This window comes from Ammoniphilus soli (genome assembly GCF_040813775.1).
Genome location: NZ_JBEGDL010000009.1, coordinates 158,450 through 171,975, shown reverse-complemented (window position 1 = coordinate 171,975; position 13,526 = coordinate 158,450). Strand labels below are relative to the sequence as shown.

The following is a 13,526-nucleotide window of genomic DNA, read 5'->3' as shown; positions in this document are numbered from 1 at the left end:
ACACTCCTTTTTCCACTGTAGGATAACGTACGACAAAGTTATTATCTGTTGACTAGCGACTTTTAACCAATAGCTCTATGGCTTCTTGAACGACCTTGCTCGTTTCTCTGCCGTTGGCTTGCTCCTCAAGAATACATTTCTCCAGGTTTGCCGCAACAATGGTTGCGATCGCTTTATCTGCAGCATTGCGTACAGCCGACAGTTGGCTTACAACCTCTTTGCAATGCTTTTCCTCTTCCATCATGCGAAGGATTCCTCTTACTTGCCCTTCCATTCTTTTCAATCGGTTTTTTATTTCATCTGAGTAATCCACCCTAAAACCCCCTTAAGTTATACATATACATGTATTCATTATATACGAATAAATCAAACTTAAACAATTAAATTACAGGTATTTAAAATTACCATATACCGTCAAATTGCACATATGATTTAAAATAATAAGAAAAACAATGAGATCAAGAGAAAACATCCTTTGTAATCGCTTTTCTTCCGGGAAATTTGTTATATAACAGAGAGACGAAGCTCTATATCCCTGATATAATGAAAACAAATTGGGGGCTAGGAGTGAATATTCAGTGAATGTAAATGGAGAGATCCTTTTCCGAGAGAAAATGAAAGAAGAAGCAGATCTCCTTCTTCATCAGATTAAGATGGAGAAGGATCAATCGCAAAAATACTTACTGTGTACCAACCTAATAGAGATATTTGAAGAGTTGGATATTGATGTCGCCTGCAATTCGCCTATTTGGGATGAGATGGAGATGGAATATCAGGACTTCTTCCTATCATAGAATTTAAATTAAAGGATCTCCTAATAAATGAGGAAGATCCTTTTTCTGTAATAAGACAGATTGTTCAAGCTTTTTTATTTGGTTCGTTCATAAAGAACAGCTATTTAGGAAATAATTGGGGGTGAAGACAAAAGGACGTGATCAAATGAAAATTCCTCTGTGGAATCGTCTCATCCATACTGTCAGACAGGAATTGGACCAATCTTCAGCAGAAGAAACCATTGTTGGGGAACCCCAACAGATTCACCCCTCTGTTATTGCGCTGCCTATAAGCAAACTCCAAATGGAAATGGTAGCCTCTAAACTCGGAAGCGGAATATCAGCGGAAATGACTCCTATCGCCTTACTTTTATTTCAAGAGAATCGTGAGTTGGAATACGTAAATTTAGTATCCCCACCCCTGGAATTTGAAGAGCTTCTGCAAAGTATTCCTTCTTTGCAAAAAACCATCTCTTATATCTCAGACCACTATTTTTCGAATACTCCAGGATAAAACTCCACATAATATGGTCGAGATATTAAAAATGGTAAGAAGGGGGACTCGGCCGATGGAAAACCCTAATGGAACAATTCGCGTCCCAAGCAGTGCCCTATGGGGATTATTTTCTCGGTTCTATCGTCGGATTAAAAGAAAATAATACGTAAAACCTTTATGAAGAGGGTATGATTTCTCATTCTGAGATCATACCCTCTTTTGAAGCTAAAAAACGATGGAATACTTCTGACAAATGAAAAAACCCCTGCTAAGCACAGGGGCATCATATAGGGTCCTTCTCACCAACCACAACTGTTATGTGATGTAACGACCTATTAGTGTCTTAGAAAAGCTATTCAGGGAATTTTAGCTCTCCGCATTTTAGCAATTCCACAACTGCTTGAGCTCTCCCTTTGACACCGAGCTTTTGCATCACATTGCTAATGTGATTGCGCACCGTTTTCTCACTGATAAACAGTTGCTTTGCAATTTCCTTTGTGGTTCTGTCTTGCACTAGTAGCTCGAATACTTCTCGTTCCCGATTAGTTAGCAACGGCTTCGCCTTCTGGTCGTTCCCTTTCAAATGCCTACCCCTCCTTGCTACGGGCTCAATAACAAGGCTAAGGATACAGTCACAATATACTATGACTGGGCATGGTTGGCGGTGCGGACTCCTGCGGGATTGGGCCTGCGCCTACAGTATATTCAAGAGGCTTTAGTACGGTTCATCTTTTTCTTCACCTTTTCTTTAGCCAAAAGTTCGAATAGTCCCAGACCAATCAGGAATATCCCGAATACAAAACGAAGATGAGGAAGAAGCGGTCCCATTGCCATCATAGAGCCAATCAAAGAACCGGCTATAGCGCCCATTACCACCCACCCCACTAAAGACCAATCGATATTCCGTTCCTTCATATGGGTGAGGATGGCTACGATTGAAATCGGGACAAATGACAAGAGTGTAGCCCCTTGCGCTTCAGCTTGTGTAATGGCAGTTAAAAGGACTAAGCCTGGTATCAGCAATTTCCCGCCACCTAAGCCCAATCCTGATAACACCCCCATCAGCAAACCTAAAATTAGAAACAAAAAGATCGAATCGCTCATGGCCAAATCATCCTTATCCCAGCAAGGATCATCAGCAAGGAAAACAATCGTTTCAGCCAGAGAACAGAAATTCTTCTAAGCAATCGCGCCCCTACATAACCTCCTACTAAGCCCCCTATAGAAATATAGAGGCTCACTTCGTATGGCAAAGCTCCAGACATGCTATAAATCACAATGCTGATTATTGACGTGGGGAGAATAATAGCCAATGACGTCCCGTGCGCTATTCTTCTATCAATTCCGAGAAGGTGAATGAGTGCAGGTACAAGTAAAGTTCCCCCTACTCCTATTAGTCCGTTTACTAACCCCGTCATAAATCCTATCCCTATCCTTTTTGCCCAATTCAAGATGAATCACCTTCATTTTTTACAACTAGGATCGGCCTTCTTAGCTGCACTGCTTTAAAGAATTCAATATAAGCCTTGTCACGCACAAAAACATAATGGCACGAGCGCACATCCAAAAAAGGCACTCCTAGCTCATGTTTGCTTAATTGGATAATAGGCTGGGTAAGCTTGCAAAACGCTAACACGACATCTCCGAACGAAAAACATTCCTTTAGGCATTTACTGACCGGATAGTCCGGAGAGCTTTCCAGTAAGTGAACAGGCTCCAGTCCAAATTTTTCTATAAGATGAATACGGTCCGCTAATTGATCTCCATGCTTAGAGCTAACATGTCCATCCGGATTAAGGTATGGAAACTGCTTGGCAAGAAAGCGCATCTGAATCCCGTGAAAGAACATATTTTCACCCTTCTCCCTCCCCTAAACAGAAAAGATCTACCGATAGGATAGATCTCCCAGCACCCTTCTCCCTAGTATGAATCAACTGTTTTCAAACGATACGCAAAGGAACGAAAAAGGCTGCCCCGGAAGGGCAGCCTTGGCTTGATTAAGATCCAAAGAACTTCTTAATACTATGAATAGTAGTCGCACGATTCATCGCAGCGATCGATGTGGTCAATGGAATACCTTTCGGGCAGGATTGAACACAGTTCTGAGAGTTCCCGCAATCGGTTACTCCACCCTCTCCCATTAATCCTTCCAAGCGCTCATGAGCATTCATCTTTCCTGTAGGATGCTCATTGAATAAGCGAACCTGGGAAACAGCAAAAGGACCAATGAATGGGGACTTATCATTTACATTCGGGCATGCTTCCATACATACTCCGCAAGTCATACATTTGGAAAGCTCATATGCCCATTGACGATCTGCTTCTGGCATACGTGGTCCAGGACCGAGGTCATGCGTTCCATCAATAGGAATCCACGCTTTTACACGCTTCAAGGCATCAAACATACGGTGACGATTAATGATCAAGTCACGCTCAACAGGGAACGTGCTCATAGGTGCCAATCGAACAGGTTGCTCGAGCTTATCCACTAGAGCTGTACAAGCCTGCCTAGGCTTTCCATTAATAACCATAGAGCAAGCACCGCATACTTCCTCCAAGCAGTTCGACTCCCAAACTACCGGAGCTACACTTTGTCCTTTAGCGTTTTTCGGGTTGCGCTGGATTTCCATAAGGGCACTAATAACGTTCATATTCGGTCTATAAGGGATTGAGAATTCCTCAGTATATGGTTTGCCTTCTGGCCCGTCTTGACGGGTGATAATAAAGGTTACATTTTTGTCTGACATTACTTCTTAGCTCCCTTCTTATCAGTCGTATAGTCACGCTTACGAGGAGCAATAAGGGAAGCATCTACATCTGCATAATGGAATTTAGGTCCTTGAGCGCTCCAAGCAGCCATGGTTGTCTTCATAAACTCTTCATCGTTACGTTCAGGGAACTCAGGCTTATAGTGGGCTCCGCGGCTTTCATTACGGTTAAGCGCACCAATAGTAATTACGCGAGCCAATTCAAGCATATTCCATAGCTGGCGAGTGAACGAAGCCGCTTGGTTGCTGTACTTCGCACTGTCAGATACATTGATTTTCTTATAACGCTCCATCAATTCCAAAATTTTATCATCCGTTTTCTTCAGACGATCGTTGAAACGAACAACGGTTACGTTATCCAACATCCATTCGCCTAGCTCCTTGTGGATCATATAGGCGTTTTCGTTTCCATCCATTTTCAGGATGCTTTCATACTTGTCTTGGTCCTTTTTCAACTGCTGATCAAAGAACTTGCTGGATATATCTGCAGAAGACTTATCCAAGCCCTTAATGTATTCCACTGCTTTAGGTCCTGCCACCATACCGCCAAATACAGCGGATAGCAAGGAGTTAGCACCTAGACGGTTCGCACCATGCTGAGAATAATCACTTTCACCCGCCGCAAACAATCCTTTAATGTTCGTTTGCTGATCGTAGTCTACCCATAATCCACCCATGGAATAGTGGACGGCAGGGAAGATCTTCATTGGAACCTTACGTGGGTCTTCACCCATAAATTTTTCGTAAATTTCAATGATACCGCCGAGCTTAATATCTAATTCACGAGGATCCTTGTGGGAAAGGTCAAGATAAACCATGTTTTCGCCGTTGATGCCAAGCTTTTGGTCTACGCACACGTGGAAGATCTCACGAGTCGCGATATCACGAGGAACAAGGTTTCCGTATGCCGGATATTTTTCCTCTAGGAAGTACCAAGGCTTACCATCCTTATACGTCCATACGCGTCCACCTTCACCGCGCGCCGATTCACTCATCAAGCGAAGCTTGTCGTCTCCAGGAATGGCAGTTGGGTGAATCTGAATAAATTCTCCATTCGCATAAATGGCGCCTTGCTGATAAACTGCAGAAGCAGCTGTACCTGTGTTAATAACGGAGTTGGTAGACTTACCGAAGATAATCCCAGGACCGCCAGTTGCCAAGATAACTGCATCAGCAGGGAAAGTCTTTAATTCCATCGTACGCAAGTTTTGAGCTACGATTCCGCGACAGGTTCCTTCGTCATCCTGAACAATGGAAGTAAATTCCCAATGCTCATATTTTGTAACCAATCCATTTACTTCATGGCGACGCACTTGCTCATCTAGCGCATATAGCAACTGTTGGCCAGTAGTAGCTCCAGAGAAAGCTGTACGGTGATGCTTTGTTCCCCCGAAACGACGGAAATCGATAAGACCCTCAGGAGTACGGTTAAACATAACCCCCATGCGGTCAAACATGTAGATGATTCCCGGTGCCGCGTCACACATCGCTTTTACAGGCGGTTGGTTAGCCAAGAAGTCTCCACCATAGATCGTATCGTCAAAATGCTCGTAAGGAGAATCCCCTTCCCCTTTTGTATTTACCGCTCCGTTAATACCCCCTTGGGCGCACACGGAGTGGGAACGTTTAACAGGAACTAATGAAAACAAATCGACAGGAACACCTGCTTCTGCACTTTTAATGGTGGCCATCAAACCGGCTAATCCGCCACCAACAACTATGACTTTACTCATTCTGTTTCTCCCCCTATCCTTTGATCGCTGCCACTTCTACTGGGTTGATAAAGGCAAACATTGACATGATTCCAATATAGGACAGGATAACAAAGAATCCGATCCAAACATAAGTCGAAATTTGTTGTGCCCTAGGACCGACTGTGATTCCCCAAGAAACAAGGAAAGACCACATACCATTGCTGAAGTGGAAAGTAGCAGACAGCAATCCGATGATATAAAAGGCGATCATCGCTGGGTTATTAAATACGCTTACCATGAGGTCAAAGAATCCTTCCGGATGAATGTCCTGTACAGCGATTTGAACGCGTGTTTGCCATACATGCCATACAACAAAGATAAGTGTAATAACCCCAGTAACACGCTGCAAGAAGAACATCATATTACGGAAATACCCATAATTTCCTACATTATGCTTTGCCTGAAAAGCAATATAAAGACCATAAACCGCATGATAAAGCAAAGGTAAGAAAATGAACAAGATTTCTACTATAACAAGGAAAGGAATGCTTTCCATCAATTCAACTTGCTGGGTAAAACGTTCTCTGCCTTCTGTCGCTAAGAAGTTCGTAAATAAGTGGACAATTAAAAATGCGCCTACAGGAATGACCCCCAACAAGGAGTGGAGCTTCCTGTTAAAGAAATGACGATTAGTCGCCATGGTGCGGCCCCCTTTCAGTAGTCGGAAACTGTTTGATTTTTCTTCTTTTTCTAAGTCTCTTCTCCATCAACCCTATCTTGAATCTTTCTCTAGTAGCACTCCCCCTTATAAAAATGAATCTTCCGATCCTGGATGCAAAGCAAAAGCTTCCCAAGGAAGCCGGAAGGATTGGACAAATTGTGACAAATTCATTTTACTCCTTGAAATTACGAGCGTCAAGGAAGGATGTCCAATTGTCAAAATTGTTTTCTCATATATTTTCCTGCCTTGTCATAGATTGTAGTAATACTTGATTAAAGGAGGACAGCCTATGCGACAGAGCTTTGCTGTTTCATCCCTATTCAAAGAACGTATTCTACTCCCTCCTGAAAGTATTTCCAACTCGCTGTTAGGGTATTTATTCCTTCGCGAGAAGTTGCTGGAAATTGTTCTAGGAGATAGTGAAACGAATATTTTATATTGGGTGGGGAAAGAAATTGGAAACACACTGAACATTCAAGTTCCCGAAGAACTTGAAGATATTTTTGCCCAATTAGATTTCGGACAAGTTTACTTGGAGCATCAATCGCCTTCCACCGTAGGTTACCGCATCACGCACAATCGATTAAATCTATTGCCGAAGCACCGATTAGAAAGTTCTCTCAGCCTCGAAGCCGGCTTGATGGCAGGTGCCATGGAAAAAGTGACAGGGCACTATTGCGCATCCACCCTATCGGTCCAGGAACAAAAAGGAATCACCTATGCCCTTATTGAGATTTCCATTGACGAAGAGAAGAGCGCTATTCTAGAATAGCGCTTTTTTTATAATTATTCACTGGAAAGAGGGTGGCATGTGAAGAAAGATATGCCACCCTTTTACCTTGTTCGACCGATTATCCTTGAACCATGGCTGTTTCCGCTACATCCAGCCCAAATGCAGTGTGCAGGCTTTTTACGGCGGTTTGGGTTAATTCTGCAGGAATTATGCAAGAAACTTTGATCTCAGATGTGCTTACCATTTTAATGTTGACATTAGCTTCTGCTAATACTTTAAACATATTGGCCGCTACCCCCGGGTTGGTCACCATACCTGCCCCCACAATAGATACTTTTGCCAGCCCCTTTTCATAGATAACTTCTTCATAGTTTAGCTTTTCTTGGTTTAAGCGAAGAATCTCGAGCGTTCTGTCTAAGTCGTCTCCGGAAACCGAAAAGGAAATATTCGTTAAGGCTGCTTCATAAGAGCTCTGTATAATTACATCAACATTAATATGAGCCTCTGCTAACGTTGTAAATAGACTCGAAAGCGTACCAATCTGATTGGACATATTCGTTACCGTTACTTTGGCTACCTGCTCATCATGCGCTACTCCACTTACAATAAGTCCCTTCTCCATATCTTTCTCCTCCTCTATGATGGTTCCTTCCTCATCCGAAAAGCTCGAACGTACAGTAAGCTTTACGCTATGCTTCTTGGCGCACTCCACAGCCCTGGGGTGGAGCACCCCGGCTCCCAAAGTGGCTAGCTCGAGCATTTCATCAAAGGAGATGCGATCTAATTTCTGGGCCTGTGGTGCGATTCTTGGATCGGCGGTATAAACACCTACTACATCCGTATAGATTTCACAGAGCTCTGCCTTCAAGCTTGCCGCCAACGCAACAGCCGTTGTATCAGAGCCCCCTCTGCCCAAGGTCGTGATTTCCCCGTCTGCCGTAACTCCCTGAAATCCAGCAACGATGACTACTTTCCCTTGCGAGAGAGCTTCTTGTATCTTCTTATTTTCAATTTCTTTAATGCGGGCTCGCGAGTGGATGCTCTCGGTCTCAATCCCGGCCTGCCATCCGGTCATGGACACTGCTGGACAGCCTTTCTCCTGTAGAGCCATACATAAAAGAGCGATAGTTACCTGCTCCCCGGTTGTCAGAAGCATATCCATTTCCCGGTCAGATGGGTTAGATGAGATTTGCTTCGCCATATCTACTAGAACATCCGTAGATTTCCCCATAGCGGAAACGACAGCTACCACATCCTTTCCCTTACTCTTGGTTTGGATAATTCGGTCTGCTACCTTCTGAATTCTTTCGATTGTACCTACCGAAGTCCCGCCAAATTTCTGGACAATTAACCCCATCAACAGATCTCTCCTCTTTTTTTGAATTTTCTTGAAAAATAAGAATAAAAAAGACAACATAAAGGCACGCCTTATGTTGTCTTAATTAACATAGTTTAGAAAGCCATCGCTCATGAGCGCAGCTATCTAACAACATGAAGACCCATCCTTCTCTTCCCTAAGTGGAGATAGTACTCCATCGCAGAAACGGGAACTCCTGCGATGACAGTCCTGCAGTTATTTACTGCAGACCCAGCACAGCCTCTCGGTTAATAGGCTGAACTTCGGCGAAGCCCCCTTTCCTCTATCATCTCAGAACTAACCGGTTCTCCAATAGAGTACTCCTGAATCTTCGCGCCTCTACCTCACGATCTAGAAGTGAGGTGTCAACATTATCAAGTTATCAAAGTTTTCGCCTTATATTCTATCACAATATCCCTTTTATGGCAAATGTATTTATTCAGGGGATTGTTCTTCCCGCCTCAAGGCATGCAAAATATCCTTTGCCAATTTATCTCCAATCCCCAGATTGCGATACTCTTCTACCGTCGCTTCGCGCATCTTTTTAATCGAACCAAAATGCTTAAGCAATAACTGTTTCCGCTTCGGCCCTATTCCTGGAATATCATCCAGCTGGGAATATAGCATGGACTTTCCACGCGCTTGTCGATGGAAGGTAATCGCAAACCGATGGACCTCATCCTGGATCCGTTGGAGCAAATAAAACTCATGGCTATCTCTTTGAAGTTCTATGAGAACCGGCGGGTCACCCAAGAGCAAATTAGAGGTTTTATGCTTCTCGTCCTTCACTAAACCACATACAGGAATAAACAGACCTAATTCGTTTTCCAGAACATCGACTGCAGCAGATATCTGGCCTTTCCCCCCATCCACTAGCACTAAATCGGGTAAAGGAAGCTTTTCCTGCAGCAAACGGGTATATCGCCTTCTCACCACTTCACGCATCGATTCGTAATCATCCGGTCCTTTGACTGTCTTGATCTTATACTTTCGATACTCTTTTTTATCAGGCTTCCCGTCAGTAAATACAACCATAGCGGAAACTGGATCCGTCCCTTGGATATTTGAGTTGTCGAAGGCTTCGATGCGGCGGGGGGTTCCGATCCCCATCTTCTCCCCTAAATTGAAGACAGCTTGCATCGTCCTTGATTCATCTTTAGCTATCAGCTGGAACTTTTCCTGAAGCGCTACCCGAGCATTTTCGACCGCCAAGTCCACAAGCTGTTTCTTTTCTCCTTTTTTCGGAACCAGCACCTTTACATCCAGCCACTCCTGCAAGGAATCAGAGTCGGTCGCCTCCGGTAAAAACACTTCTTTCGGCTTCGTTTGCCCATCGTAGTAAAACTGGGTCACATACGACATAAAGTCTTCCACCGCCTCTCCATAGTAAGGAAACATCGATACATTTCTCTCGATCAGCTTTCCTTGCCGGATATGGAGAACCTGGACACACATCCAACCCTTATCTGTAGCGAAACCAAAAATGTCACGGTCGGACAAATCGGTAAATGTAACCTGTTGCTTGACCATTAACGCATCTATCGCTTGAATCTGGTCTCGGTACTCTTTTGCTTTTTCAAATTCCAGCTGCTCGGAGGCCTCCATCATTTTCTCGACGAGCCGTTCCCTGATTTCCCCATGTCCCCCATTCAAAAAACGATGGATTTCATCCACTAAAGGCTTATAGCTGGCAGGATCTACCTCCTGTTCACATGGGGCTACACACTGGCCCAAATGATAATATAAACAAACCTTTTTGGGGATGTTTCGGCACTTCCTTAATGGATATAGCTTGTCTAATAAATTCTTGGTTTGTGAAGCCGCCCCCGCATTTGCATAAGGGCCATAATACTTTGACCCATCTTTCACGACCTTTCGGGTAACCTCTAGTCTCGGATGCGGCTCATTGGTAACCCGGATATACGGATAGGTTTTGTCATCCTTTAAATTGACATTATAGCGAGGCTGATGCTGTTTGATGAGGTTGCATTCCAGAAGCATGGCTTCCATGTTGCTTCTTGTTACGATATATTCAAAATCTGCGATTTCTTGAACTAAGTGCTGCGTTTTCCCATCATGACTACCTGTAAAATACGATCTGACTCGGTTTTTGAGGATTTTCGCTTTCCCGACATATATGATTTGGCCTTCTTCATTTTTCATCAAATAACAGCCCGGTTTATCCGGAAGAACGGCCAGCTTTTCTTTGATTTTCGTATTCATTAATTTTTCACCCTCATATGGATATTGCCTTCATTTTAACATAGGGGGAATGGTGCGGAATACGGAAGGTTCCGCCAGGAAGATGGGCTGCGGGAGAGGATTTGGGTTGAGGCGAATAAAAACTGTTAATTAATTTTAGGTATCTGGATAATAACGGGAATTTATCCGACTATTCGTTCGTTTAGACTGAAAATGAAAAAAAACGGAGATTTTCCGACTAAACCTTTCTCTTCTTATTTTCGCCAAAAGGTCCTCATCTTTAAAAACAGTCGGACTTTTTCCTGTTATCTCAAAAGAACTATTAATTGCACAGTCTCAAATATCCCGTTGTTTCGGCCTAAAATAAAAGGAAAATCTCCGGCTATTTCCGTGAAAGCTGGAGAAAATGAGCGTTTCACATGGACTAACAGGAGAAATTCCTTTGATTTGAACCATATCTATAAAAATTCTCGAATAACAGGAGATCTCCCGTTACTCGGCCTAAACCGTGAATTCTTATAAATGCTTATTTAAAGTCCCGAGCAAAGCATCCTTCGGTTGGAAACCAACCACTTTGTCAACGACACTTCCATCCTTAACCACTAATAGGGTAGGAATGCTCATTACTCCAAAACGGCTAGCTGTTTCTGGATTTTCGTCCACGTTCAACTTAGCAATCTTGATCTTATCGCCAATCTCTGCATCCAGTTCTTCCAAGACCGGAGCAATCATCTTGCAAGGTCCGCACCACGGAGCCCAGAAATCAACTAACACCGTACCCGCATTTTCTACTTCTTGTGCAAAGTTATTGTCTGTAACGTTTTGAATTGCCATATCATCTGTTCCTCCTTCACCACTTGGATCAACTTTCCAAAAGTAAGTATACCATATTTCCTATAAAGTTCCATCCTTCAAATAGGCTCTGATACAATTATTAATATGCAACAACGCTGATTTGGCTATCCACAGAAAAAAGCTGCGGCGAACATCCCCGCAGCTTTCGGCTTTTAAGGCTGGAGCAGTTTCTTAAACTCTTCCGTCAGCATTGGGACCACCTCAAACAAATCCCCAACGATGCCATAGTCCGCAACACTAAAAATAGGCGCTTCCGGATCTTTATTAACGGCAACAATCACTTTCGAATTGGACATTCCGGCTAAATGCTGAATGGCTCCCGAGATTCCGCATGCAATATAAAGATCAGGAGTAACGACTTTACCCGTCTGGCCAATTTGCAAGGAGTAATCGCAATACTCTGCATCACAAGCACCTCGGGAAGCTCCCACCGCTCCCCCTAGGACCTTCGCCAAATCTTTCAGCGGGTTAAAGCCATCTGCACTTTTTACCCCTCTTCCGCCTGCTACGACAACCTTAGCTTCGGAAAGATCAACGCCATCAACCGCCTTGCGGGCTACCTCTTTTACAATCGTTCGCAAATCTTTGATTTCCACATCGAATGAAACCGTTTCTGCACGACGACTTGGATCCGCATCAACTAAAGGAATATTATTTGGGCGTATCGTTGCTACCGGTGTGCCATCAACGAACTTCTTTTTCTGGAAAGCCTTTCCAGCATAGATCGGCCGTATAAAGATAATCTCTCCATTCTCTACTGCTAGATCCGTAATATCGGACACTAGCCCTAAGCCTAACCGTGCTGCTGCCCGCGGAGCAAGATCTTTTCCGATGGCAGTCTGCCCCATAAAAATCACGTCTGGGCTTACTTGCTTATATAATTGAGTGAAAGCTTGCGTGTAAGCATCTGGCGTATATTGAAACAGCTGCTCATGGTTTACATGAATTACTTTGCTGGCACCATATTGGGCTAAAGCCTCAGCATAGCCTTCGTTCACCTTGCCTAATACCGCTGCAACGATTTCCCCTCCCTCTGCAACCTTTTGGGCGGCAGACAGCGCTTCGAACGATACGTTTCTTAAAGCTCCATCACGGGTTTCTGCTAGTACTAGAACTTTTCTGCTCATCTATGGTCTCCCCCTTTATATCACCTTTGCTTCGTTTCGAAGAAGTTGTACAAGCTCTTTCACTTGGTCGCCCAAATCACCGGACAGAATGCGGCCTGCTTCTTTCTTTGGCGGCAAATACTGATCGATCACAGCCGTCTTGGATTTGAGCTCTTCCGGATTCAAGCCTAAATCATCGGCTGAAAGGCGCTCCATTGGCTTCTTCTTCGCTTTCATGATTCCTGGAAGAGACGGATAACGCGGTTCATTCAATCCTTGCTGCGCCGTTACGAGTACCGGAAGCTGAACTTCGATCGTTTCTGAATCTCCTTCTACATCCCTAATAATCGTAGCAGCAGAACCTTCAATGCTTAGTTTCGTTATGGTGGCTACGTGCGGAATGCCTAACACTTCTGCAAGACGAGGACCGATTTGACCCGCGCCATTGTCAACAGACATATTCCCGCCAAGGATAATATCAAATGGACGATCCTTTATAACAGCAGCTAAAACGTGAGAGATGGTGTATTCATCCCCAAATAAAGATTTATCATCGACAATCACGGCTTTATCTGCTCCCATGGCAAGCGCCGTGCGCAAAGCGCTCTCCGATCTGGATGGCCCTACGGTAATGACCGTCACTTCTCCTCCAAACTCATCTCTCAGCTTAATAGCTTCCTCAACAGCATATTCATCGTATGGATTGATAATAAACTCAACCCCATCTTCCACAATCTGGCCATTCTGTATATTGATTTTTTCTTCCGTATCAAAGGTCTGCTTCATTACTACCAAAATATTCATTCCTATTCCTCCTTTTT

Annotated in this window: 16 protein-coding genes and 1 riboswitch; of the genes, 3 read left to right on the top strand and 13 right to left on the bottom strand. The window is 43.8% G+C overall.

The features are described from left to right. Window positions 1–52: 52 nt before the first annotated feature. On the bottom strand, window positions 53–313 hold the full coding sequence (locus tag ABLT31_RS18545) for a metal-sensitive transcriptional regulator (protein WP_367754318.1): 261 nt from the start codon (window positions 311–313) through the stop codon (window positions 53–55). Window positions 314–578: 265 nt separating this feature from the next. Between ABLT31_RS18545 and ABLT31_RS18540 the strand changes: the two genes are divergently transcribed. Further along, on the top strand, window positions 579–794 hold the full coding sequence (locus ABLT31_RS18540) for a hypothetical protein (RefSeq protein ID WP_367754316.1): 216 nt from the start codon (window positions 579–581) through the stop codon (window positions 792–794). A gap of 145 nt (window positions 795–939) precedes the next feature. Next, the gene (locus ABLT31_RS18535; protein ID WP_367754314.1) at window positions 940–1,287 is read left to right on the top strand and encodes a hypothetical protein; all 348 of its coding nucleotides are present in this window, start codon (window positions 940–942) and stop codon (window positions 1,285–1,287) included. Between the two features lie 334 nt (window positions 1,288–1,621). On the opposite strand, the gene ABLT31_RS18530 is transcribed toward ABLT31_RS18535, so the two are convergent. The 7 genes from ABLT31_RS18530 to ABLT31_RS18500 all read right to left on the bottom strand — a co-directional run bounded on the left by ABLT31_RS18530 (window position 1,622) and on the right by ABLT31_RS18500 (window position 6,431). Further along, the gene (locus tag ABLT31_RS18530; RefSeq protein WP_367754312.1) at window positions 1,622–1,852 is read right to left on the bottom strand and encodes a helix-turn-helix domain-containing protein; all 231 of its coding nucleotides are present in this window, start codon (window positions 1,850–1,852) and stop codon (window positions 1,622–1,624) included. Window positions 1,853–1,974: 122 nt separating this feature from the next. Then, on the bottom strand, window positions 1,975–2,373 hold the full coding sequence (locus ABLT31_RS18525) for a sulfite exporter TauE/SafE family protein (RefSeq protein ID WP_367754310.1): 399 nt from the start codon (window positions 2,371–2,373) through the stop codon (window positions 1,975–1,977). Continuing rightward, the gene (locus tag ABLT31_RS18520; protein WP_367754308.1) at window positions 2,370–2,720 is read right to left on the bottom strand and encodes a sulfite exporter TauE/SafE family protein; all 351 of its coding nucleotides are present in this window, start codon (window positions 2,718–2,720) and stop codon (window positions 2,370–2,372) included. The genes ABLT31_RS18525 and ABLT31_RS18520 overlap by 4 nt, the downstream gene beginning before the upstream one ends. Further along, window positions 2,717–3,118, bottom strand: coding sequence for a hypothetical protein (locus ABLT31_RS18515; protein WP_367754306.1), 402 nt, complete (start codon window positions 3,116–3,118; stop codon window positions 2,717–2,719). The genes ABLT31_RS18520 and ABLT31_RS18515 overlap by 4 nt, the downstream gene beginning before the upstream one ends. A 148-nt stretch (window positions 3,119–3,266) precedes the next feature. Further along, entirely contained in the window at window positions 3,267–4,016 is a 750-nt protein-coding gene (gene sdhB / locus ABLT31_RS18510) for a succinate dehydrogenase iron-sulfur subunit (protein WP_367754304.1), read from the bottom strand. Then, on the bottom strand, window positions 4,016–5,770 hold the full coding sequence (gene sdhA, locus ABLT31_RS18505) for a succinate dehydrogenase flavoprotein subunit (RefSeq protein ID WP_367754303.1): 1,755 nt from the start codon (window positions 5,768–5,770) through the stop codon (window positions 4,016–4,018). The genes sdhB and sdhA overlap by 1 nt, the downstream gene beginning before the upstream one ends. Before the next feature lie 13 nt (window positions 5,771–5,783). Further along, window positions 5,784–6,431 (bottom strand): succinate dehydrogenase cytochrome b558 subunit, encoded by a 648-nt coding sequence (locus ABLT31_RS18500; RefSeq protein WP_367754302.1) that lies wholly within the window; start codon window positions 6,429–6,431, stop codon window positions 5,784–5,786. A gap of 310 nt (window positions 6,432–6,741) precedes the next feature. Between ABLT31_RS18500 and ABLT31_RS18495 the strand changes: the two genes are divergently transcribed. Next, window positions 6,742–7,224: a DUF2507 domain-containing protein gene (locus tag ABLT31_RS18495; RefSeq protein ID WP_367754300.1), complete on the top strand. Its 483-nt coding sequence runs from the start codon at window positions 6,742–6,744 to the stop codon at window positions 7,222–7,224. 79 nt (window positions 7,225–7,303) lie between these two features. Here ABLT31_RS18495 and ABLT31_RS18490 read toward each other — a convergent pair whose 3' ends face one another. The 5 genes from ABLT31_RS18490 to ABLT31_RS18470 form a co-directional block, all read right to left on the bottom strand. Continuing rightward, window positions 7,304–8,542 (bottom strand): aspartate kinase, encoded by a 1,239-nt coding sequence (locus ABLT31_RS18490; RefSeq protein ID WP_367754298.1) that lies wholly within the window; start codon window positions 8,540–8,542, stop codon window positions 7,304–7,306. Between the two features lie 160 nt (window positions 8,543–8,702). After that, a riboswitch (Lysine riboswitch) is annotated at window positions 8,703–8,892 on the bottom strand. Window positions 8,893–8,977: 85 nt separating this feature from the next. After that, on the bottom strand, window positions 8,978–10,765 hold the full coding sequence (gene uvrC / locus ABLT31_RS18485) for an excinuclease ABC subunit UvrC (RefSeq protein ID WP_367754296.1): 1,788 nt from the start codon (window positions 10,763–10,765) through the stop codon (window positions 8,978–8,980). A 495-nt stretch (window positions 10,766–11,260) separates the two neighbouring features. Continuing rightward, a complete protein-coding gene (gene trxA, locus ABLT31_RS18480) occupies window positions 11,261–11,578 on the bottom strand; it encodes a thioredoxin (protein WP_367754294.1) in 318 nt (105 codons plus the stop codon). 173 nt (window positions 11,579–11,751) lie between these two features. Then, the gene (locus ABLT31_RS18475) at window positions 11,752–12,726 is read right to left on the bottom strand and encodes an electron transfer flavoprotein subunit alpha/FixB family protein (protein WP_367754292.1); all 975 of its coding nucleotides are present in this window, start codon (window positions 12,724–12,726) and stop codon (window positions 11,752–11,754) included. Between the two features lie 15 nt (window positions 12,727–12,741). Next, entirely contained in the window at window positions 12,742–13,509 is a 768-nt protein-coding gene (locus ABLT31_RS18470; protein WP_367754290.1) for an electron transfer flavoprotein subunit beta/FixA family protein, read from the bottom strand. Window positions 13,510–13,526 lie beyond the last annotated feature (17 nt).

What these genes read in the sequence shown, in the direction of transcription:
- ABLT31_RS18535 (WP_367754314.1), top strand. Translation starts at nt 940, where the DNA reads ATGAAAATTCCTCTGTGGAATCGTCTCATCCATACTGTCAGACAGGAA.
- ABLT31_RS18525 (WP_367754310.1), bottom strand. Translation starts at nt 2,373, where the DNA reads ATGAGCGATTCGATCTTTTTGTTTCTAATTTTAGGTTTGCTGATGGGG.
- ABLT31_RS18515 (WP_367754306.1), bottom strand. Translation starts at nt 3,118, where the DNA reads ATGTTCTTTCACGGGATTCAGATGCGCTTTCTTGCCAAGCAGTTTCCA.
- sdhB (WP_367754304.1), bottom strand. Translation starts at nt 4,016, where the DNA reads ATGTCAGACAAAAATGTAACCTTTATTATCACCCGTCAAGACGGGCCA.
- sdhA (WP_367754303.1), bottom strand. Translation starts at nt 5,770, where the DNA reads ATGAGTAAAGTCATAGTTGTTGGTGGCGGATTAGCCGGTTTGATGGCC.
- ABLT31_RS18500 (WP_367754302.1), bottom strand. Translation starts at nt 6,431, where the DNA reads ATGGCGACTAATCGTCATTTCTTTAACAGGAAGCTCCACTCCTTGTTG.
- ABLT31_RS18495 (WP_367754300.1), top strand. Translation starts at nt 6,742, where the DNA reads ATGCGACAGAGCTTTGCTGTTTCATCCCTATTCAAAGAACGTATTCTA.
- ABLT31_RS18490 (WP_367754298.1), bottom strand. Translation starts at nt 8,542, where the DNA reads ATGGGGTTAATTGTCCAGAAATTTGGCGGGACTTCGGTAGGTACAATC.
- uvrC (WP_367754296.1), bottom strand. Translation starts at nt 10,765, where the DNA reads ATGAATACGAAAATCAAAGAAAAGCTGGCCGTTCTTCCGGATAAACCG.
- trxA (WP_367754294.1), bottom strand. Translation starts at nt 11,578, where the DNA reads ATGGCAATTCAAAACGTTACAGACAATAACTTTGCACAAGAAGTAGAA.
- ABLT31_RS18475 (WP_367754292.1), bottom strand. Translation starts at nt 12,726, where the DNA reads ATGAGCAGAAAAGTTCTAGTACTAGCAGAAACCCGTGATGGAGCTTTA.
- ABLT31_RS18470 (WP_367754290.1), bottom strand. Translation starts at nt 13,509, where the DNA reads ATGAATATTTTGGTAGTAATGAAGCAGACCTTTGATACGGAAGAAAAA.